We start from the raw sequence: 19,507 nt of genomic DNA on the forward strand, positions 1-19,507 counted from the left end.
TATGCAATTATTCTAAACGGAACGATTCCAACTCGCATTTAATAACACTATGTAAATAATGGCAAACATCCCAATTACGGTAATTCCAACGGAAGAGCCAATTACCTCACTATCTAAAAAATTAGCCTGTGATAGTGATAATAAAGAGCTGACATCAATTTTGAATTTAGCGGCGGCCATACCTGTGTAGTGCATAGAAAGAACTGCTCCTCCCATGATTAGAGAAGCGATTACTTTATATAAGGAGTAGCGGGAATTCTTTTTCATTTGTCTTAGGCTAATTACTATCTTCATCGCCGCAAAGGAGACAACAATAGCAATTATTACGGATAAAGTAAAAATGATCGGATCATAATTAATAGTTCCGGGGACTCTCATGGCTGCCATACCAATGTAGTGCATACCTGCGATCGCAACCCCCATAGTAATAGAAGCCGCTAGTAAGGTTTTCAGGTTAACTAATGGTTGAGTAATAATATATAGACCTTGTACACAGCCTATTATCGCCGCCAAAAGAGAAATTACGACGATCAAAAAATCATAGCTAACTTCAACCCCCATTGAAAAAGCCGTCATAGCGATAAAGTGCATACCCCAAATACCCATACCCATAGTAATAGCACTGATAATTAACCAAGTCCAACGCTCAATACCTTTATTTAAAACTATTTCATTGGACATTTCAATGGTAAAGAAACCTGCCCCCACGGCAACGATCGCAGATAGTATTACAAGAGGGATGTCGTAAGTAATATTCATGATAATATTTATTTATTTCTATAATAAGTATTTATTTACAATAACTAATAATTCTTCTTTCGTAAATGGTTTGGGTAAGAAGTCATTAGCTCCGATCGCCTCTATTTTTTCTTGAGTTAACATATTAATATTTCCACTCACAATAATTATAGGAACTTGTTTGAAAGTAGGACTGCTACGCAAGATTTGACAAAGACGATTACCGTTAATATTTGGCATGGATAAATCCAGCAATATTAAGTCTGGTTTACTCGCAAACAAAGATGGTAAACACTGCATGGGATTTGCTACCGTCAAAGTGTCATAATTTTCACTTCCTAAATAATCTTTGATGGTGTCTAACATTACTTGGCTATCATCAATACAAATAATTTTATGAGTTTTAGAACCAATAGAAGGAGATGGTTTAATCGTAGAAGAAACGGGAAGATTATTTTTAACAGTATTGACAGTATTAGTGGAAGAAACGATGGTTGACTTTACAGAAGAAGATATATTTTCAGCTTTTTCTGTGAAATAATTTCCCCTAACATTACGCACCCGAAGAGAAGAAAGGTTACTAACAGACGGAATTAATGGTAATTTATCAAGGGGGGATTTGGGAGGATCTAAAATGATAATGCGATGTTTGATATAAGGATATAATACTTGAGCCAATTTAAAATCATCTTGTTTGAGTAGGAAGCTAATATTTCTGAGACTTTCTCCCGTCATGGTTTTGACAAGTTTTTGTAATACAGAAGGGGTTAAACTTCCTCCAGATACCTTTGTTGATAAAAGGCTTATATTGGGGCAAGAAGGGCGCTGATGGGGGGAAGAAATGAAGGGTTTTAGTTTTTGCCATTGGCTAATCTTCCCTTTAAGTGAGTCAATAATTTGATCGCCTTCTATTCCATTATTCTCAAATATCTTTGGCGCACCCATTAGTGATAGATTATTATTTACTTCCCATTTAGTTTGTCCTTCTGGTAAACAGATAAAAGATTCGATCGCATCTTCTGTTAGTTTCCTTAATAGAATATTCTTTTGCTCTCTATTAATTTGATTTTGTTCTACTAATTCTTTTACGATTGCAAGTAATAAAAACGGTTTACTAAGATTTCTCAAATCAGACCCAATAGTATTAGCAAAGGGAATTTGTAGATGTATTAAGTAATTTTTAACAGTTTCAATAGACTGTAAATTGTGTTGGGCATATTGTATTTTACCCTCAACTAAATAAATATTCCATCTGACAGAATTTGTTTGAATTTGTAAATGTCCAGTTTGTTTATTTTGACAAATTTTCCTTAGTATTTCCAAAGGAGGATATTCTTGATTCATTGCAGATAAAAATAAAATAAATAAGTTTAATTTAAAATATGAAATTTAAGCAACACAAAACGACTCTTGAGATAAGTAAAAATACTCAAAAGATCGAAAATATAAGGAGACACCACGGAATCTCTAATATTGATTAGAAAAAGTTTTTTATGATAAAAATAAGATAAAAACAATAAAAATTAGCAATACTAATGTGTTTTTTCTTAATCTAAAATTATTTATGATTGCTGTAAAAAAAAATATTTTGGCCTTAATTATAACACAAAATTTTGTCGAATATTTAAAGTTTTGAACAACCTACTTAAGTATAATGTTGAAATCTTAATTTTTATATATAAATAAACTCATTAAAAATACACTTTAAATTTGAGAAATGAGTTTGGAGTTAACCTCAGTTCGGTGTCAGGGTGTTTAGGGGATGAGGAGATAAGGTGTCAGGTTTCAGGTTTCAGGTTTTAGAAGAAAGTAATGAGTGTTCAGAGTTTTTAATTCTTAATTTTTAATTTTTAATTATCAACTATCCACCCCAACACTATTCACCTTTGCCCTTTGCCTCTTGCCTTGTGCAATGCAAACTAGCTTAATATGAGATTTTTTATCGTTTCGAGTAATTCCCCTTCGTTGTAAGGTTTGGAAAAATAAGCACTTGCCCCCAAATTAAGAGCTATTTGACGATGTTTTTCGTTACTGCGAGAAGTGAGCATGATAATGGGTAAAGACTGAAATTCAGGTTTTCCTTTGATTTCCTCTAAAACTCCGTAGCCGTCTAGGTTGGGCATTTCAATATCGCAAATCATCCCTTGAACAGATAAACCACTTAATAGCTTTTCTACCGCTTCTTGTCCATCTTTGGCTTCTTCCACTTGATAACCTGCCTTTTCCAGAGTAGAGGCAAGATAACGACGAATATTGATAGAGTCATCGGTAATAAGAATTGTCTTGGTGTTTGGAGTAACGAATGTATGGGGAATAGAAGGGATAAAAGTTTGTTCCTCTGTGATAGAAGATTGAATCCAAGAAACAGGATCAATTAAAAGTAATACTCGCCCATCTCCTAATATCATGGAACTAATAACACCTTCTGGTAAGGGTATATAACTTTCAATAGGACGAATGGTGACTTCTTGTTCTCCCCAATATTTTTCCACTTCTAATGCACCCAAGTTATTTCCCTCGCCAACAACGATGGCTACAGATTGATTGATGATGGGATTACCTGACATTTGCCTAGATTGATAGGGGCGATTGAAAGTAAGAGTTTCTTTTAAGGATATGAGGGGAATTGTTTGATTTTGCCAAGTTATTTGTCGAGAATTTTGTTCTATTTCTGAAGAAAGGTTAAGGACTTCTCGCACGCTGTTGACGGGTATAGCGAAAAATCCCCCCGCACTTTCGACAATCATTACCCTTAAAATGGAGGAGTTAAAAGGCACGGTTAAAGTAAATTTTGTCCCTTCTCCTATCTTGGTGGTAACTTGAATTTCTCCTCCTATTTCGTGCAAGTTGGTGCGTACTACATCCATACCAACTCCACGCCCAGATAATTCGGTAACTTGATCAGCAGTGCTAAAACCTGCATCAAATATATGATTTACCAATTGATGAGAGGACATTTGCTCTATTTGCTCTGGGCTAAAACCCATTTCTTGGAGTCTTTGACTGATTTTGTCCAAGTTAATTCCTGCCCCATCATCTTCAATGGTAATAATGGTTTTTGTTCCTCGGTTGACGGCACTTAATTTGATGTTCCCCATGGTGGCTTTTCCTTTTTCTTGACGGGTTTGGGGTGATTCGATTCCGTGATCAAAGGCGTTGCGAATCAAATGTACCATCGGTGCATTCAGAGATTCAATAAAGGTGCGATCGAGCAGGGTGTTTTTTCCTTCAATGGTGAGGTTTACTTGTTTATGATATTGAATACTTAAGTCTCGCATCAAACGGGGAAAGCCTTTAACTAAGTCGCTGAAAGGGCGCATTTGAATTTGAGTCACATTTTTTTGCAGCGATCGCATCGTTTGATTTAGTTCTTGCATTCCTCGGTTTACTTCCAGCAGTTCCAAGTTAATATCAGTTCCCACCTCTTTTAACTGCACAATCGTCTCTATTTGCCCCTGAGAAATCAAATGAACATCAGTATATCTGTCCATCTCTAAAGCGTCAAACTGCTCATTTAAAGGACTACTGGCAACGTTTTTTGAAGCAATACCACCCCCTTGAGTAACAGTAATTAAATCCGCTACGGAAGTGCGATCGTACCAATCACGCAAAAGGCGATTAGAGTCTTCTAACTTACTCATCCGTTGATTCATCAATTCCACAAAGTTTTTTAATTGTTCTAAATGGGAATTAACCCGATTTCGTTCTAAAATTAACTTGCCAAATAAATTATTTAACTGTTCAATTTGTTCTGTGGAAATTCTGACAGTTTGACGGCTAGAAGTTTTGGAAATAGTTGGCTTTGCTTGATTGATAACGGGTGTATTAATTTCTTCGGTTGTTTCACTAATTGCCTCAGATAAAGCATTTTCCAATAAGGCTAATTCTTCTTCAGGAATTAACAACTCCTCAGTATCTTCTCGGTTGTTATTCGTTACCAAATCTTCCTCCAAGGATATTTCCTCAGAAGTTAAGTTATCGAGAGCATCACTTAGGGAAGATAAATCATTTTCATCGAATGTTTCTTCTGGAGAGAATAAGTTTGTTGTAGTGACAGTATCAAGGGCATCCGTCAAGGAGGATAAATCATCTTCATCCCAACTAACTAAATTTTCCTCTAGGGGCATAAAAGAGACATCCAAGCTAGAAGGCAATTTATCTAAGCTACCGCGCATAACTAAAGCAAGAGTGCGTCGCCAAGATTTTATTGCTTCATCACAAAGAGCTTTAATATTTTCTGTTTCAATAATTTCAGCATGTTGTTGAATAGACTGACAAAGTTCTATAACTGGGGTTAATTCTGCTAACTGAGCGCAAAAGGATAGTTGTTCACAGGCAGACTGTAAAGTAAATTTTAATTCCTCGACCGATAAATTTTCCATCGACCGAGCAAAATTATCAATAATATTCTGCGCCCCTTCCTCAAACATCAAAGAAGCCGAATCAACCTGCTCATTTTGAGTAAACAAAAAATCCTCGTCTTCTGGGGTAAGTTCTCCTAAATATTCTTGTAAGCCTGTGAAAATAATCTCTAAATCTCGACTTAAATTTTCGTCTATTTCTAACCCATGACGGTACAAATCACTGATATGACGCATTTGATCTACACTCTGTAATAATAAAGTTTCGATCGCAACATCAATATTAGTCGAATGATAATGTACCCGTAAAATTTTCAAAAAATCTTCTAAACGATGGGCAACTTCACTTAAAGTCATAAATCCCATCATCCCCGCCCCCCCTTTCACCGAGTGAGCCGCCCTTAAAGCTAAGTCTATTTTTTCTGTTTCGGCAACAGTAGAACTAATATGCAGTAACGCAGACTCAATACTATCAAAACACTCCTCCGCTTCATCGAGGAAATTCATTTTTATTTGTTCTTGATCCATTTTTTTATCGATTTATCTAGTTTTTTCGTATATGAGGGTAAGTGCGGACAGAGGCAGTGCCTTTGGCATCGTGCTGGAATGGCAATTTCAATTTAAAAAAGGTCAGGTGTCAGGTTGCAGGTTGCAGGTGGTAGGGGTTTTTAGCAAGGGGCTTTCTTCTGACCTAGGCAAGGGGCTTAAGCCCCTTGTTTAAGTCAGTTCGGGTTAAGGCAATTTTATCGTTATTTCTAAGAAGAAGCTATAAGGTTTTCTGACTACGAGTTGGTCTGCTTTCAGCTTATCCAAAACTCAGGTTAAGATAAAAATATCAAATTTTAGGAGGAAAAACCAATGACAAAATTGCAAATTAAAGAAAAAATTAATAACTATTTAGATAAATTACCTACCTCCAAATTAGAAGAAATAGCTAGTTATATTGAAAATAATTATTCAACAGAAAAATTGACCTATCAATCAAAAAAACAACCATCGTCATTGGGGAAAAAATTAAGGGCAATTAGAGCAAAAATTATCGCTGAAGGAGAACCTTTATTAACTGCTGAACAGGTGGAAATAGAAAAAAAAATGAGACAATGAGAATACTGGCAAAGTTAATCCAATAATTATGAAAAAGACCTTTATTGACTCAGGGGTATTAATTTTTGCCGCTAGGGGCGAAGGTAAATAGTGAATAGTTGATAATTAAGAATTAGGAATTAAAAACCCCGAACACTCATTATTTGTTACTCATTACTCGTTATTTATTACTTTCTCTCAACACCTGCAACCTGCAACCTGAAACCTGACACCTACCCTTATCCAATATTCTTAAACCGAACTGAGGTTACCCAAGGCTATTTATAATAAAAAACAAGCTGAAATAGAATTTTATAAAACTTATTTTGAAGCAGTATTTTATTGGGCTACAGACTTAGAAAATATAATAAAAAAAGCATTAGAGGAAGCTAGTAATTATGGTACAGGAGCAATGGATTCTTTACATATTGCATCAGCTAAATTACTTCAAGTTGATGAATTTATCACTAATGAAAAAACAAATAAATCCATTCATCGTAGCCAAAGCATTAACATTATCTCCCTTTATGATTTATAACATTGTTCACGCACTCCTAATTCTTAATAAAAATAATCGAAGATTCTATATCTAATTTAATTAATGACGGTATTTTCCTCGCTGACTTTAAACTGCTCTACCGCCGACTCTAACTGTTGAGCAATTTGTGATGTGGCTTGGATTGATTCCACAATTTTTTGTGAGTAGTCTAATCTTTCCTCTGACTGATAGGCTATTTGTTCCATTAATTCTTGTACGGTTTGGGATGTTTGAGCCTGAGAGACAGTGGATTGAGAAATACTTTGCATTAACTGGTTAATATTACGAGAGCGAGTTAAAACTTGTTCTAATTGTTGTTTTGTGGTTTCTACCAGTTGGGTTGTATTTACTACTTGGGTTGTACCAGACTCCATTGCATTGGTGACTTCTTGGGTTTCTCTTTGAATTTCTGCCACGATTTTAGCAATTTCCTTGGTTGCTGAAGCAGATTGCTCCGCTAATGCCCCAACTTGTTCTGCTACCACTGTAAAACCTTGTCCTTGTTCTCCTGCTCGACTTGCTTCTACACTGGCATTAATGGCAAGAAGGTTCGTTTTTAAAGCAATTTCTTCAATTAAAGATACTACCTGTGAAATTTTTTGGGAAGATTCCCCCAAGCGTTTCATTTTTTTTGCGGTTTCTCCCACCGTATTTCTGAGACTAACAATAGTATTTACTGTTGCATCCATACCTTTAGAACTTTCTTCGGTGGCAGAGTAAGCATCATCTGCAAGGGTGGCGGCTTGGTTCGCACTTTGTGCAATTTTGGCGATAGTTTCTGACATATTTTTTACTGATACTAATGTATCCATAGTTTTATAGTTTTCTTCGATCGCTTCTTTGGTCAATTCTTTGATAGATTGTTCATCTTTTTCTAAAGCGGAAATTACTTGTTTACTGGATTTTTGTACTTGAGAAGCAATATCTTGTAAACTATCGAGAATAGCATTACATAAATCGGCAACGGTACTCATTTCCATCGAACTTAAACTTGCTCTCACCGTTAAATCTCCATCTACTGCGTCTTGTAAGTCTTCTAGTAGTTGGTAAATCCCCATTTCTAATTTTTCTTTTTCTTCTATTTGTTGATTGGCGATCGCTTCTTGTTCTTGAATAAGTTGTTTTACCCGTTTTACTAAGCCATTAAAATTATAAGCAAGAATACGATTTTCTTCTGTTCCTTCTAAAGTTGCCTCAACTTCTAAATTTCCTTGTGCTACCTGTTTCGCTTTATTGGTTAGATTAGTTAAGGGTTCAGAGAAGTTTTGTGCTAAAAGAATAATACTAGCAATGGCAAGAATTGCTAAGAAAAAAGCCAGAGAACCAAAAATAAAAGCTAATTGATTTCCTTCTCGATAAATTTCACTTTGATCAACAGAAATTACTCCCAAAAAATTAGTTTCAGGAATAGACAACATTTTAAAAAATCGTCCATTTAACTGAAAAGTTAGTACTTTCAAATCTTCTCCTTTTATTCGCTCTCTTACATCTATATTTGATAAATTGGGTATTTGATTTAATTGATTTTGTAATTCCAAAAGATTATTATTAGACTGATTTTCTAAAAAAACTTTTGCCACTTGAGTGACAACCTCACCCCCAACAATTTGGCTTGTTGATATATTAAGAGTCTCTGGTGCGATCGAATTTAATAAATTTCCCGTTTGACCATCAATAATTTGCAATACTGTTGTACCGACTATTTCTCTGTTTAAAAGATTAGCTAAGGTTTCTTGTAAAGTTTGTACTGATACACTAATCTTGGCAACTCCAAAAACTGCTCCATTGTTAAATTCATTTAAAGTACTGACAGTTTCAACTACAACGGTGTTTATTGACTCATCAAATACAGAATTGAGAATTTTTTCCCCCTCTTTACTTCCTATTTGCCACCATTGCTCATCACTTTGTACAAAATCACTAGGAGTAGAGCTATAAGCAACATTAAAGCCATTGGGGTCTGTAATGATAATTTCTGAGATTCCCCGGCTATCAGATAACCCTTTGAGGTAATTATTTAGAGTTACATTCGGTATCAATAACTTATTTTGAGCAAAATTACTTTCTAATTGAGGAATAGACTGTTGCAATAATCCTTGAGATTCAACAATTTGACTACTATCTTCTATTGCCTGAATAATTAAAGGATTTGTTTGTAATTCTTCTTTCAGCCTCAAGGCATTTTGAAAATATCTTCCAGTTATTTCCTCGCCCAAAATAGCAATTTCTTCTAGGCGATTTAACTCATCTCTTTCTGCTCTGTAACTTGTAATATTAATGGTTATAGAACTAGCAACAATTAAGGGGATTAAAGTAGTGGGTAAGATAGTCGTTAATAGTCTTTGTCTAAAAGTTCCCCCCTTTTTGATAATGTCTTCACCCTCTAGCTTATTTTGCCCTGAAGGTTGGAGAGAAGAAATATCTTCTTTTTCTGAAGATTCGTTTTGTAGGGGAAAAGTAGAATTGGGACTAATCATTTTTTTATCTGTGAATTTTAACTAAATATAAGATTATTAAATCAATATTAAAAACTTTTCTTAACTATCTTAACTAAATCTAAAACCGCTAAAGTTTGATTTTGTTCAATAATCCAGCCATAAATATATTCATCTAGGCTTTTTTCCGAAAATAATGGGGTTGAAGAATCGTCTTTAATTGGTTTTTGCTCGGTTCTAGTGATACCCTCTATCTTATGCACCGCTAAACCAAGCCATAATTCAGAAGAATGAGAATTATTATTAGGAATAAAAGGGGCAATATTAACAACTACTAAGTTATACTCTCTTGCATAGGCAGAAATAGGAGTTAAATTAACTAACAAAGGCAAGTCCATCACCAAAAAGACTCGATCGCGAGAATTGATTACTCCCATAATAAAAGGGGACATTTTTGGCACAGGAGTAATTTTATCTCTATCAATTAGTAGCGATTCTCTGACATCATCAATAGGTATTAAAGCAGTAATACCCGCATCTAACTGAAATCTTAAGTAGCGATCGCCTCTTAGGTCTTTATTTTCAAATAGTTGTGGTAATAATTGCTCTAACTTAGAAGAAATAGAAACAGATTCAGACATAGACATAATATAGATTTCAAAAAGACAAAGGCAATTAGTGAATAGTGAATAGTGAATAGTTGATAATTAAAAATTAAGAATTAAGAATTAAGAATTAAAAACCCTTAACTCATTACTCCTTACTCATTACTTGTTTCTCCCTCTCCCCTCATCACCTCATCCCCTAAACACCCTGACACCTGCAACCTGAAACCTGAAACCTGACACCTTATCTCCCTCCCCTTATCCACCTAAAACATCTTCCCCTAATTCTCCAATCAAAGAAAAGATTTAAGAATTAATAGCCGATTTCACCGCATTGACTAAATCTTCTTTCGTGCAGGGTTTAATAACATAAGCCTTAACCCCTTGCTTTGTTGCCCACATTTTATCCACATCTCGATTTTTTGCTGTACAAGCTACCACAGGAATCGTTGCTGTATTAGGATTTTTCTTTAATTGACGACATAAATCCAACCCGCCCATCTCTGGCATCATCCAATCTGTTACGATTATGTCTGGTTTATTATTATCTACCATTTCAAGAGCTTCTTTTCCATTGTTAGCCGTTGTTACATCATAACCTGCCTCTGTTAGGTATTGATGCAATAAATCTAATTCAGCTTTCATGTCATCAACTAATAATACTTTACTCATATTTGATTTGATTAAATTTTGATTAAGTTTTGATTTAATAGAATAAATTTACACCATTAGCCCCTATATTAAACTTGAGTTTTATATAAAATTTTTGGTAGTGTAAGGGTTATTTTTATGGTTCTTCAGAGTGTGGTTATGATAAATTAAGAGAAACAGAACTTTCATAACCTTTATGGAATAGTGTTTATAGTAAAATAAAAACTAAAAGTTTATAAATTATTATTTAATAATCCCCTATTGCCTTTCAGCCTACCCTAACTAATAATTTACACGACGAGAAGTGATAGAGCCATTTTTATCAGTGATTAGTAATTAAGAGTTAGTTTCCTCTTTCTCCTCTTTAATGTTTATTAAATTACTTTTTTACTCACTTCAATGGATTGAAAAAAATGTAAGTATTTTTCTTACTTTATTACATATAGATGACTTTTGCTTACACGATAAAACACAAAAAACTCGATTTTAAAAAGCATTATAATTTTTGCTAATTAAGCAATAATAACTAACTATTTTTTTCTTTTTTTCCTATATATATATGATAGGATATTACCTTAGAAAAACTATACTGTTATGATGCAAAAACTGCATTTTAACTAGATTTTATCCACAAAAAATTAAGTATAATCAGCTACATTTTAGCAGAAAAATTATGGTGGTTTCCTCACAATTAAATCCCTCTCAATACGAAGAAAAAACTCAAGCAATCGCCCAAGAGTTGATTCTCGCAACCAGACAGAAAGGTAATATTTTCAGTCGTCTCAAAGAACAGATGCAGTTTGATGATAAACTGATGAATTGGACGATGAGTAATCCCGGTTTGAGGGTGCAATTATTCCGTTTCATCGATGCCTTACCTGCGTTACAGAGTAAAGGGGAGGTTATGCGTCATCTGCAACAGTATTTGACGGCGGAAGAGGTGGAATTGCCTAATGAGTTAAAGGGTTTATTGAATTTTACCGAACCAAATTCTCCTCCAGCTCAAATTGCCGCTTCCACTATCACTAAAGCGGTGGAAACTCTCGCCTATAAATACATTTCAGGGGAAACCATCAAAGAAGTAATTAAGGCTGTGGAAAGGATGCGTAAGGAAAAAATGGGCTTTACCATCGACTTGTTAGGGGAAGCAGTGATTACGGAAAGAGAAGCGGAGTCATATTTACAAAGTTATTTGGATTTAATTACTGAATTAAGCACTCAAGCTCAAAAATGGGCAACTGTTCCCGAAATTGACATGGCTGACGGAGAAAATCTCCCGAAAGTGCAAGTTTCTGTCAAGTTAACGGCTTTTTACTCTCAATTTGATCCTGTTGATCCTGACGGTGGTAAAATAAAAGTGTGCGATCGCATCCGTACTTTATTGAGACACGCTAAAGAATACGGAGCGGCGGTGCATTTCGACATGGAGCAATACAATTATAAAGATGTCACCATTGCCATTTTACAGGAGTTGTTGATGGAAGATGAATTTCGCTCTCGTACCGATATTGGGGTGACAATTCAGGGATATTTAAGGGATTCCGAGAATGATTTGAGAAAGTGGATTAATTGGGCGAAAAGACGAGGTAATCCCATTACCGTTAGGTTAGTAAAAGGGGCATATTGGGATCAAGAAACCATCAAATCTCGTCAAAATCACTGGACACAACCCGTATTTAATCAAAAACCTGAAACAGATATTAACTATGAGAATTTAACTCGTCTTCTCCTCGAAAATCATCAATATCTCTACGGTGCGATCGCATCTCATAATGTCCGCACTCAAGCCTCGGCGATCGCCATTGCGGAAAGTTTGGGGATTCCGAAACGCAGATTTGAGTGTCAGATACTCTATGGCATGGGAGAGAGTTTAGCTAAAGCTATTGTCAAGAAAGGCTATAGAGTGCGAGTATATGCCCCCTATGGTAAGTTATTACCGGGTATGGCTTATTTAATCCGCCGTTTACTGGAAAATACCGCTAATAGCTCTTTTTTACGGCAAAATTCGGAGGAAAAACCCATCGCAGAATTAATCGCACCTCCTAGAGTAACCCCCCCAACCCCCCTTACTAAGGGGGGAGAAAATCTGGATAATCTTACTAAGAGGGAAGAAAGTCTGGATAATCTTAATAAGGGAGGAGATGATAGAGATAGTCTTAATAAGGGAAAAGAAAGTCTCGATGTGATGGCAATAACGAAGGATAAAGACTTTAACCCTGCCCCTGATACGGATTATGGTAGGGAAGAAAACCTGAGTAAAGCCCGACAAGCCTTAACAAAAGTCCATAATCAGCTCGGGAAAACCTATTTACCCCTGATTAACGGCGAATATGTGGAAACAGAAACCTATATCGACTCGGTTAATCCTTCTCATCCCAGTGAGGTTGTCGGAAAAATTGGCTTAATTTCCCTCTCCCAAGCGGATGAGGCGATGGAATCAGCTTCATTGGCTTTTAAAACTTGGAGTAAAACCCCTGTCAAAGAAAGGGCGGATATTTTGCGCAAAGCAGGAGACATAATGGAGGCTCGTCGCCATGAATTAATTGCTTGGATGTGTTATGAAGTTGGTAAAATCATTAAAGAGGGTGATCCAGAAGTCTCCGAAGCTATTGATTTTTGCCGTTATTATGCCACAGAAATGGAAAGGCTCGATCGTGGTTATAATTATGATGTAGCAGGAGAAACCGATCGCTATTTCTATCAACCTAAAGGTATTGCCTTAATTGTCTCCCCTTGGAATTTTCCCTTTGCCATTGCTACGGGGATGACGGTAGCGGCGTTGGTAGCTGGAAATTGTGCCTTACTCAAACCTGCGGCAACTAGCACGGTAATTGGGGCAAAAATTGCAGAAATTTTAGTAGAAGCGGGGATTCCGAAGGGAGTTTTCCAATATATACCGGGTAAAGGTTCAGTTGTTGGCGATTATCTCGTTAAACATCCTGATATTCATTTAATCGCTTTTACGGGTTCAAGGGAAGTGGGTTGTAAAATTTATGCGGATGCGGCGATATTGCAACCAAAACAGAAGCATCTCAAGCGTGTTATTGCGGAAATGGGGGGTAAGAATGCCATTATTATCGATGAAAGTGCAGATTTGGATCAAGCAGTAGCAGGGGTTGTGCAGTCTGCCTTTGGTTTCAGTGGGCAAAAATGTTCTGCTTGTTCACGGGTAATCGTGCTAAACTCTGTCTATGATAGCTTTGTGGAGCGTTTAACCGAAGCCGTCAAATCCATTAATGTGGGAGATGCGAAAAATCCTAGTACAAAAGTAGGACCTGTTATCGATGCTACTGCCCAAGCCCGTATTTTAGAATACATTGAACAAGGGAAAAAAGAAGGTAAGTTAGCCATTCAAGTGTCTACTCCTGAAACAGGTTACTTTGTCCCTCCCACTGTTTTCACAGATATTTCTGAAGATGCGGTAATTGCCCAAGAAGAAATATTTGGACCTGTTTTAGCGGTAATTCGAGCAGAAAATTTTGATAACGCTCTCAAAATAGCCAATGGTACAGATTACGCTCTCACAGGGGGTTTATACTCTCGTACTCCTGCCCATATCGACAGGGCCAGTAAGGAGTTTGAGGTGGGTAATTTATATATTAACCGAGGTATCACAGGCGCGATCGTCGCTCGTCAACCTTTTGGTGGTTTTAAACTATCTGGAGTCGGCTCAAAAGCAGGAGGTCCTGATTATTTGTTACAATTCTTAGAACCCCGTGTCGTGACGGAAAATATCCAAAGACAGGGTTTTGCACCGATTGAGGGAGCGGATAATTAGGTTATTGAGGAGAAGTTATGAGTCAGGTTGCAGGTGTCGAGGTATTGGGGTGTTTAGGGGATGAGGTGATGAGGTGATGAGGGGAGAGGGGGAATTTAGTTCGGAGAGTTCGCACTGAGGGCTCTTACACTCCCTTCGGTCATGAACGGGGTTTTTAATTCTTAATTATCAACTATTGACTATTGACTATTGACTATTGACTATAAACTATTTAACCTGAGTTCGGGATAAGCTGAAAGCATTATTTTCTCCTAGTCAGAAAACCTTATAGCTTCTTAGAAACAACGATAAAATTGCCTTAATCCGAACTGACTTAAACAAGGGGCTTAAGCCCCTTGCCTAGGTCAGAAGAAAGCCCCTTGCTAAAAACCCCTACCACCTGCAACCTGCAACCTGCAACCTGACACCTAACCTTGTTGGATATTCTTAAACCGAACTGAGGTTATTTACCTTTGCCCATTGCCTTTTTCTTCATTTTTAATATGTTAACTTTAACTCCGAACTCCGAACTCCGAACTCCGAACCCTTATTATCGAGTTAGTATCGCTCCAATGATGGACTATACTGATAGACATTTTCGTTATGTAATGCGTGTATTGACTAAACATACCTTACTTTATACGGAAATGATTACGACTCAAGCTATAATACACGGCGATCGCACTAAATTATTAGATTTTTCCCCCGAAGAAAAACCCGTTGCTTTACAATTAGGGGGAGATAACCCTCAACAACTGGCAGAATGCGCCAAAATCGGAGCAGATTGGGGTTATGATGAAATCAATCTTAATGTGGGGTGTCCTAGTTCAAGAGTTCAAAACGGTAATTTTGGAGCTTGTTTAATGGCTCAACCTGATACCGTTGCTCGTTGTGTTGAAGCAATGAATAAAGCGGTAAATATTCCCGTGACAGTAAAACACCGTATTGGTATTGATGATCAAGACTCCTATGGGGATTTATTGAATTTTATTAAAATCGTTAGTAGTACAGGGTGCGATCGCTTCATAATTCACGCCCGAAAAGCATGGTTACAGGGATTAAGTCCGAAAGAAAATCGGGAAATTCCTCCTTTACGTTATGAAGATGTATATCAAATTAAGCAAGATTTGCCTCATTTAACCATTGAGATTAATGGTGGAATTAAGACCATTGAAGCCACGAAACAACACTTAACAAAAGTTGATGGGGTAATGATTGGAAGAGCCGCTTATGATAACCCTTATCTATTTGCATCTATAGATCAAGAAATTTACGGAAGTTCAGAACCAATCAAAACCAGAGAGGAAATTGTTGAATCTCTTTATCCTTATATTGACTTATGGACATCTCGAAACCTAAAATTAAATACTATCATGAGGCACACTTTGCAAATTTTTGCAGGACAACCGGGCAGTAAAATCTGGAAACGCCACTTATCAGAGAAAGGAAACAGTCGAGACGTAGGATCTCAAGTGGTACGTCAAGGTTTACAATTAAGAAAAGAGAGTTGTTAAGGAAGTTGGCAGTGGTGTAAATGATAATCGGAAAAAGTTAATCGAATTATTGCTTAAAGATGATTATTCTTTAATTATTTGTGAGCATAAAGATAGACTAACTAGAGTCGGATTTAACTACTTAAAAGTTCTGCTAAATAAACAAGGCAAAGATATAGAAGTAGTTAATTTAGCTGAAGAAAGAAAAGATGATTTAATGCAAGATTTTGTGGCAATTATTACTTCTTTTCGTGCTAGACTCTATTCCATGAGAAGACGTACTCGAAAAACCGAATGCTTAATACAATGTTTAAAAGAAAACCAAAATGAAATTAGTTCAGAGACATCTAATTAAACCAAATAATCAGTTTTATCAAGACATAGATAAGTTAACTTTCTTGTCGAAAAATCTTTATAACTGTGGAATTTATTTATGTCGCCAAGCCTTTTTTAAAGGAGAAAAAATTCCTAGTCAAAATCAACTTTATCATCAATTAAAAGGAGGAATAGACTATAGATTATTACCATCAAAAGTGAGTCAATTAGTTTTAAAACAAGTAGAAAAAACCTTTAAATCTTATCAATCTGCTGTTAAAGAATATAAACAAAACCCGTCTAAATTTACGGGGAAACCAAAATTACCTCGTTATAAAGACAAAGTAAAAGGAAGAAATATTGTCACTTATAATTATCAAGCTATTTCCGTAAAATATCTCAAAAAAGGATTAGTAAATCCCTCCAAAAGTAACATCTTAATAAAAACAGATATTAAGGAAATTTTAGAAGTAAGACTAATTCCAAAAACAGGAGTTTATTTAGTGGAAATAGTCTATGAAAAACCAGAGAAAGAAACAATTATTTTTGATAATTCAGCCTATATAGACTTAGGTTTAAATAACTTAGCTGTCTTAACATCAAATAAAAAAGGATTTCAACCAAAATTAATTTGTGGGAGGGCATTAAAATCATGTAATCACTATTATAATAAAAGAATTGCTCAGTTAAAATCTCAATTAAATGATAAACAAAAAACCTCGAAAAGAATACAATCTTTGATTTTAAAAAGAAATAATAAAGTGGATTATTACCTCCACACAGCTAGTAGATATATAATAAATAATTTACTAGAGAATAACATAAGTTTATTGGTAATTGGGCAAAATAAAAACTGGAAACAAGGAATAAAACTGGGTAAAAAAAATAATCAAAACTTTGTCAATATTCCCCATGACAAATTAATCCAACAGTTAACCTATAAAGCACAATTAGTGGGAATAAAAGTAATAACAACAGAAGAAAGCTATACCTCAAAATGTAGCTTTTTAGATTTAGAACCCGTAAAAAAACAAGAGAAATATTTGGGGAAAAGGTTAAATAGAGGTTTATTCTCCGCCAGTAATGGTTATTTATATTCAGCAGATGTAAACGGTAGTCTGAATATTGGTAGAAAAGTAGTCGGAGAGTCTGTTTTTAACAGGGATTCGATAGTGAGGTTTGTAGTTGACCCATTACGAGTTAAATCGTATAAAGCTAGTTAGATGGAATAAATGTCCGTAAAATTAGTAACTATATAGATAGATTAATTGTATATGAAAGTGATTCAAGATCCTCGCAGAAAGAAAGACTTAAGAAAATTATTACAAAAGTTGGGCTTACAAGATGTATCTTTAGTTAACTGGCACTTATTAGATTTAGCTTTAACTCATCCTAGTATTTCTCCCAAAGATAACTATGAACAATTAGAATTTGTTGGTGATGCTGTCATCCGTTTATCCTGTGCAGAATTATTGTTAGAAACTTATCCTGATTTACCCGTAGGGGATTTTGCCGCTATTCGTTCTATATTAGTGAGCGATCGCTTTTTAGCTGAAATTGCCGAACAGTACGGCTTAGAAATGTATTTATTGGCTTCTGGAGGAGTAAGAAATGATAAATGGGGTAAACCTTCTCGTTTAGCAGACTGTTTTGAAGCAGTGTTGGGGGCTTTATATGAAAGCACGAAGGATATGAGTTTAATTAGACCTTGGTTAGATCCCATATTACAAGAAAAAGCAATTCAAGTACACGCTGATCCCGCTCGTGAAAATTATAAAGATGCCTTACAAGAATGGACTCAAGGAAAATATAAAATTCTTCCAATTTATAAAGTTAGACAAAGTGAATCTTTTGTCAAAGAAAATGAACGTTTCATTGCAGAAGTTTGGTTGCAAGACAAACTTTTAGGCACTGGTAAAGGAGGAACAAAAAAGGCATCTCAACAGGCGGCGGCAAAACAGGCTTATGACTCAATCATGGCAAATGAATTGATTAAAAATTAAAATCGAAGGGCAAAGTTAAAGAGGCAAAGGAGGATGAGTAGAGAAGGGGACAAGAGTTAGGAGTAAGCAGTAATATTATTAATTATTCACTATTAACTATTCACTCTATTATGGGTTCTTCCTCTTCACAACCGCAAGTATCTGATCAATACTTTGAATATCGTTTTATACATAGAATAAATCCCTCTGCTTATAATGATTTTTTACAATTTCAAGAAAGATTAAGGACACGAGCTCAAAAATATCAAGGCTATATTAGTGAAGATTTGCCTGTATTAATTGAACAAGGAGAAACCCTTGTTTTTGAAACTATATTACGATTTGACACCCCAGAGAATTGTATTCACTGGATTGATAGTCAAGAGAGACGAGAGTTACTTTCTGCAGAAGAAAATAATGGTTATCCTTTTCAGGGGGAAGGGAATTTCGAGAGTTATACCCGTTGGATAAAACAAAGTATTAATAATTCTTCTCCAGTGTGGAAAATTAACCTTTTAGTTTTACTGGTACTTTATCCCACTGTTATGCTATTTAATTTACTTTTAAAAAAACCATCTTTAATCGATTTTCCTACATGGATGCTTTTTGGTAATTTTTGTAGTGTTGCCATAACTGGTTGGTTTGCAGTTCCTTGGGTTAGTCGTCTCTATCAAAATTGGTTAGAAGGTAAAGGCACAAAAAAAGAGCAATTATTAGCATTAATAACCATTTTTCTTGCTCTTTTTATACTGTTGCAAATTTTCCGACATATTCCAATTAATTTTTGGTAATAACAATATTTAACCTGAGTTCGGGATAAATTTTCATCTATGAGTGATGGAGAAAAGGGCAATTTAATGAATAGTGAATAGTTGATAATTACTCGTTACTCGTTACTCATTACTTTCTTCCAAAACCTGAAACCTGAAACCCGACACCTAACCTTATCCGATATTCTTAAACCGAACCGAGGTTATTTATATTTGATGTACCATTAATATCTTGCACCATCGGGAAGTTCTCTGAATTCTTGCCAAACGGCTTGGGCTTCTTCTTGAAGAATTTGCTCGGGAGCAAGTAGTCGATTTTTATATTCTTTTACTAAGTCCTCTTGAATATTAGCATCATCAAAAAGATCTGCAAAATCACTCCAACCCGCCGCATAGTAGATTTTAGAAATTCTAGCCCAATAAGCCGTTGCATAGCACATCGGACAACATTCACAGCTACTATATAAAACTGCTCCTGATAAATCAACAGTACCTAATTTCTTACAAGCCTGACGAATAGCGTTTACTTCTGCATGGGCTGTAGGATCGTTGTCTCGCAAAACACTATTCCCAGAAGCCCCAATTACTTCTCCGTCTTTGACTACAACTGTTCCAAATGCCCCTCCTGTTTTCTTGACAACTCCTGCCTCTCGCATTAGTGCGATCGCCTGACGCATATATTCAATATCTTTGTCGTTGATCATTATCAGTAGATTCCTTATGATTAAACATTAGCGAAGTACCACGTTACTAACCGTTGGTATAATAGGGTGGGCTTC

15 protein-coding genes are annotated in these 19,507 nt (G+C 35.7%); 8 read left to right on the forward strand and 7 right to left on the reverse strand.

Going from position 1 to position 19,507, the window contains the following annotated elements:
• Nucleotides 1–12: 12 nt before the first annotated feature.
• From CYAN10605_RS15890 to CYAN10605_RS15900, 3 genes are all read right to left on the reverse strand, one after another.
• Nucleotides 13–759, reverse strand: a complete 747-nt coding sequence (locus tag CYAN10605_RS15890) for an MHYT domain-containing protein (RefSeq protein ID WP_015220965.1) — start codon at nucleotides 757–759, stop codon at nucleotides 13–15.
• A gap of 18 nt (nucleotides 760–777) precedes the next feature.
• On the reverse strand, nucleotides 778–2,082 hold the full coding sequence (locus CYAN10605_RS15895; RefSeq protein ID WP_015220966.1) for a response regulator: 1,305 nt from the start codon (nucleotides 2,080–2,082) through the stop codon (nucleotides 778–780).
• 575 nt (nucleotides 2,083–2,657) lie between these two features.
• Complete coding sequence (locus CYAN10605_RS15900) at nucleotides 2,658–5,627, reverse strand: hybrid sensor histidine kinase/response regulator (RefSeq protein ID WP_015220967.1); 2,970 nt, start codon at nucleotides 5,625–5,627, stop codon at nucleotides 2,658–2,660.
• A 330-nt stretch (nucleotides 5,628–5,957) separates the two neighbouring features.
• On the opposite strand from CYAN10605_RS15900, the gene CYAN10605_RS15905 reads away from it, so the two are divergent.
• Nucleotides 5,958–6,203: a hypothetical protein gene (locus tag CYAN10605_RS15905; RefSeq protein WP_015220968.1), complete on the forward strand. Its 246-nt coding sequence runs from the start codon at nucleotides 5,958–5,960 to the stop codon at nucleotides 6,201–6,203.
• A 391-nt stretch (nucleotides 6,204–6,594) separates the two neighbouring features.
• A complete protein-coding gene (locus CYAN10605_RS19355) occupies nucleotides 6,595–6,720 on the forward strand; it encodes a hypothetical protein (RefSeq protein WP_277422487.1) in 126 nt (41 codons plus the stop codon).
• 56 nt (nucleotides 6,721–6,776) lie between these two features.
• Here the strand turns inward: CYAN10605_RS19355 and CYAN10605_RS15915 are convergent, their stop codons facing one another.
• From CYAN10605_RS15915 to CYAN10605_RS15925, 3 genes are all read right to left on the reverse strand, one after another.
• The gene (locus CYAN10605_RS15915) at nucleotides 6,777–9,197 is read right to left on the reverse strand and encodes a methyl-accepting chemotaxis protein (protein ID WP_015220969.1); all 2,421 of its coding nucleotides are present in this window, start codon (nucleotides 9,195–9,197) and stop codon (nucleotides 6,777–6,779) included.
• A gap of 47 nt (nucleotides 9,198–9,244) precedes the next feature.
• Nucleotides 9,245–9,796 (reverse strand): chemotaxis protein CheW, encoded by a 552-nt coding sequence (locus tag CYAN10605_RS15920; protein WP_041922560.1) that lies wholly within the window; start codon nucleotides 9,794–9,796, stop codon nucleotides 9,245–9,247.
• A 270-nt stretch (nucleotides 9,797–10,066) separates the two neighbouring features.
• A complete protein-coding gene (locus CYAN10605_RS15925; protein ID WP_015220971.1) occupies nucleotides 10,067–10,432 on the reverse strand; it encodes a response regulator transcription factor in 366 nt (121 codons plus the stop codon).
• Between the two features lie 652 nt (nucleotides 10,433–11,084).
• Here CYAN10605_RS15925 and pruA point away from each other — a divergent pair.
• The 6 genes from pruA (at nucleotide 11,085) to CYAN10605_RS15955 (ending at nucleotide 18,749) form a co-directional block, all read left to right on the forward strand.
• Nucleotides 11,085–14,189: an L-glutamate gamma-semialdehyde dehydrogenase gene (pruA, locus tag CYAN10605_RS15930; RefSeq protein ID WP_015220972.1), complete on the forward strand. Its 3,105-nt coding sequence runs from the start codon at nucleotides 11,085–11,087 to the stop codon at nucleotides 14,187–14,189.
• A gap of 482 nt (nucleotides 14,190–14,671) precedes the next feature.
• Nucleotides 14,672–15,682 carry a tRNA dihydrouridine(20/20a) synthase DusA gene (gene dusA, locus CYAN10605_RS15935; RefSeq protein WP_015220973.1) on the forward strand — a complete coding sequence of 337 codons (1,011 nt, stop codon included), beginning with the start codon at nucleotides 14,672–14,674 and terminating at the stop codon, nucleotides 15,680–15,682.
• A gap of 49 nt (nucleotides 15,683–15,731) precedes the next feature.
• Nucleotides 15,732–16,016: a recombinase family protein gene (locus CYAN10605_RS15940; protein WP_241212777.1), complete on the forward strand. Its 285-nt coding sequence runs from the start codon at nucleotides 15,732–15,734 to the stop codon at nucleotides 16,014–16,016.
• On the forward strand, nucleotides 15,988–17,199 hold the full coding sequence (locus tag CYAN10605_RS15945) for an RNA-guided endonuclease InsQ/TnpB family protein (protein ID WP_015220974.1): 1,212 nt from the start codon (nucleotides 15,988–15,990) through the stop codon (nucleotides 17,197–17,199). Before CYAN10605_RS15940 ends, CYAN10605_RS15945 begins: the two co-directional genes overlap by 29 nt.
• Nucleotides 17,200–17,250: 51 nt before the next feature.
• On the forward strand, nucleotides 17,251–17,979 hold the full coding sequence (gene rnc, locus CYAN10605_RS15950; protein ID WP_015220975.1) for a ribonuclease III: 729 nt from the start codon (nucleotides 17,251–17,253) through the stop codon (nucleotides 17,977–17,979).
• Between the two features lie 110 nt (nucleotides 17,980–18,089).
• Entirely contained in the window at nucleotides 18,090–18,749 is a 660-nt protein-coding gene (locus tag CYAN10605_RS15955; protein WP_015220976.1) for a putative antibiotic biosynthesis monooxygenase, read from the forward strand.
• Between the two features lie 203 nt (nucleotides 18,750–18,952).
• Here the strand turns inward: CYAN10605_RS15955 and CYAN10605_RS15960 are convergent, their stop codons facing one another.
• Nucleotides 18,953–19,432 (reverse strand): nucleoside deaminase, encoded by a 480-nt coding sequence (locus CYAN10605_RS15960; RefSeq protein WP_015220977.1) that lies wholly within the window; start codon nucleotides 19,430–19,432, stop codon nucleotides 18,953–18,955.
• Between the last annotated feature and the right edge of the window lie 75 nt (nucleotides 19,433–19,507).

Origin of the sequence: Cyanobacterium aponinum PCC 10605 (assembly GCF_000317675.1) — a bacterium.
Classification (GTDB): domain Bacteria; phylum Cyanobacteriota; class Cyanobacteriia; order Cyanobacteriales; family Cyanobacteriaceae; genus PCC-10605.

Coding starts and splice junctions, on each gene's coding strand:
- CYAN10605_RS15905 (WP_015220968.1), top strand. CDS start 5,958: ATGACAAAATTGCAAATTAAAGAAAAAATTAATAACTATTTAGATAAA.
- CYAN10605_RS15900 (WP_015220967.1), bottom strand. CDS start 5,627: ATGGATCAAGAACAAATAAAAATGAATTTCCTCGATGAAGCGGAGGAG.
- CYAN10605_RS15890 (WP_015220965.1), bottom strand. CDS start 759: ATGAATATTACTTACGACATCCCTCTTGTAATACTATCTGCGATCGTT.
- CYAN10605_RS15920 (WP_041922560.1), bottom strand. CDS start 9,796: ATGTCTGAATCTGTTTCTATTTCTTCTAAGTTAGAGCAATTATTACCA.
- CYAN10605_RS15895 (WP_015220966.1), bottom strand. CDS start 2,082: ATGAATCAAGAATATCCTCCTTTGGAAATACTAAGGAAAATTTGTCAA.
- pruA (WP_015220972.1), top strand. CDS start 11,085: ATGGTGGTTTCCTCACAATTAAATCCCTCTCAATACGAAGAAAAAACT.
- CYAN10605_RS19355 (WP_277422487.1), top strand. CDS start 6,595: ATGGATTCTTTACATATTGCATCAGCTAAATTACTTCAAGTTGATGAA.
- CYAN10605_RS15955 (WP_015220976.1), top strand. CDS start 18,090: ATGGGTTCTTCCTCTTCACAACCGCAAGTATCTGATCAATACTTTGAA.
- dusA (WP_015220973.1), top strand. CDS start 14,672: ATGTTAACTTTAACTCCGAACTCCGAACTCCGAACTCCGAACCCTTAT.
- rnc (WP_015220975.1), top strand. CDS start 17,251: ATGAAAGTGATTCAAGATCCTCGCAGAAAGAAAGACTTAAGAAAATTA.
- CYAN10605_RS15945 (WP_015220974.1), top strand. CDS start 15,988: ATGAAATTAGTTCAGAGACATCTAATTAAACCAAATAATCAGTTTTAT.
- CYAN10605_RS15960 (WP_015220977.1), bottom strand. CDS start 19,432: ATGATCAACGACAAAGATATTGAATATATGCGTCAGGCGATCGCACTA.
- CYAN10605_RS15915 (WP_015220969.1), bottom strand. CDS start 9,197: ATGATTAGTCCCAATTCTACTTTTCCCCTACAAAACGAATCTTCAGAA.
- CYAN10605_RS15925 (WP_015220971.1), bottom strand. CDS start 10,432: ATGAGTAAAGTATTATTAGTTGATGACATGAAAGCTGAATTAGATTTA.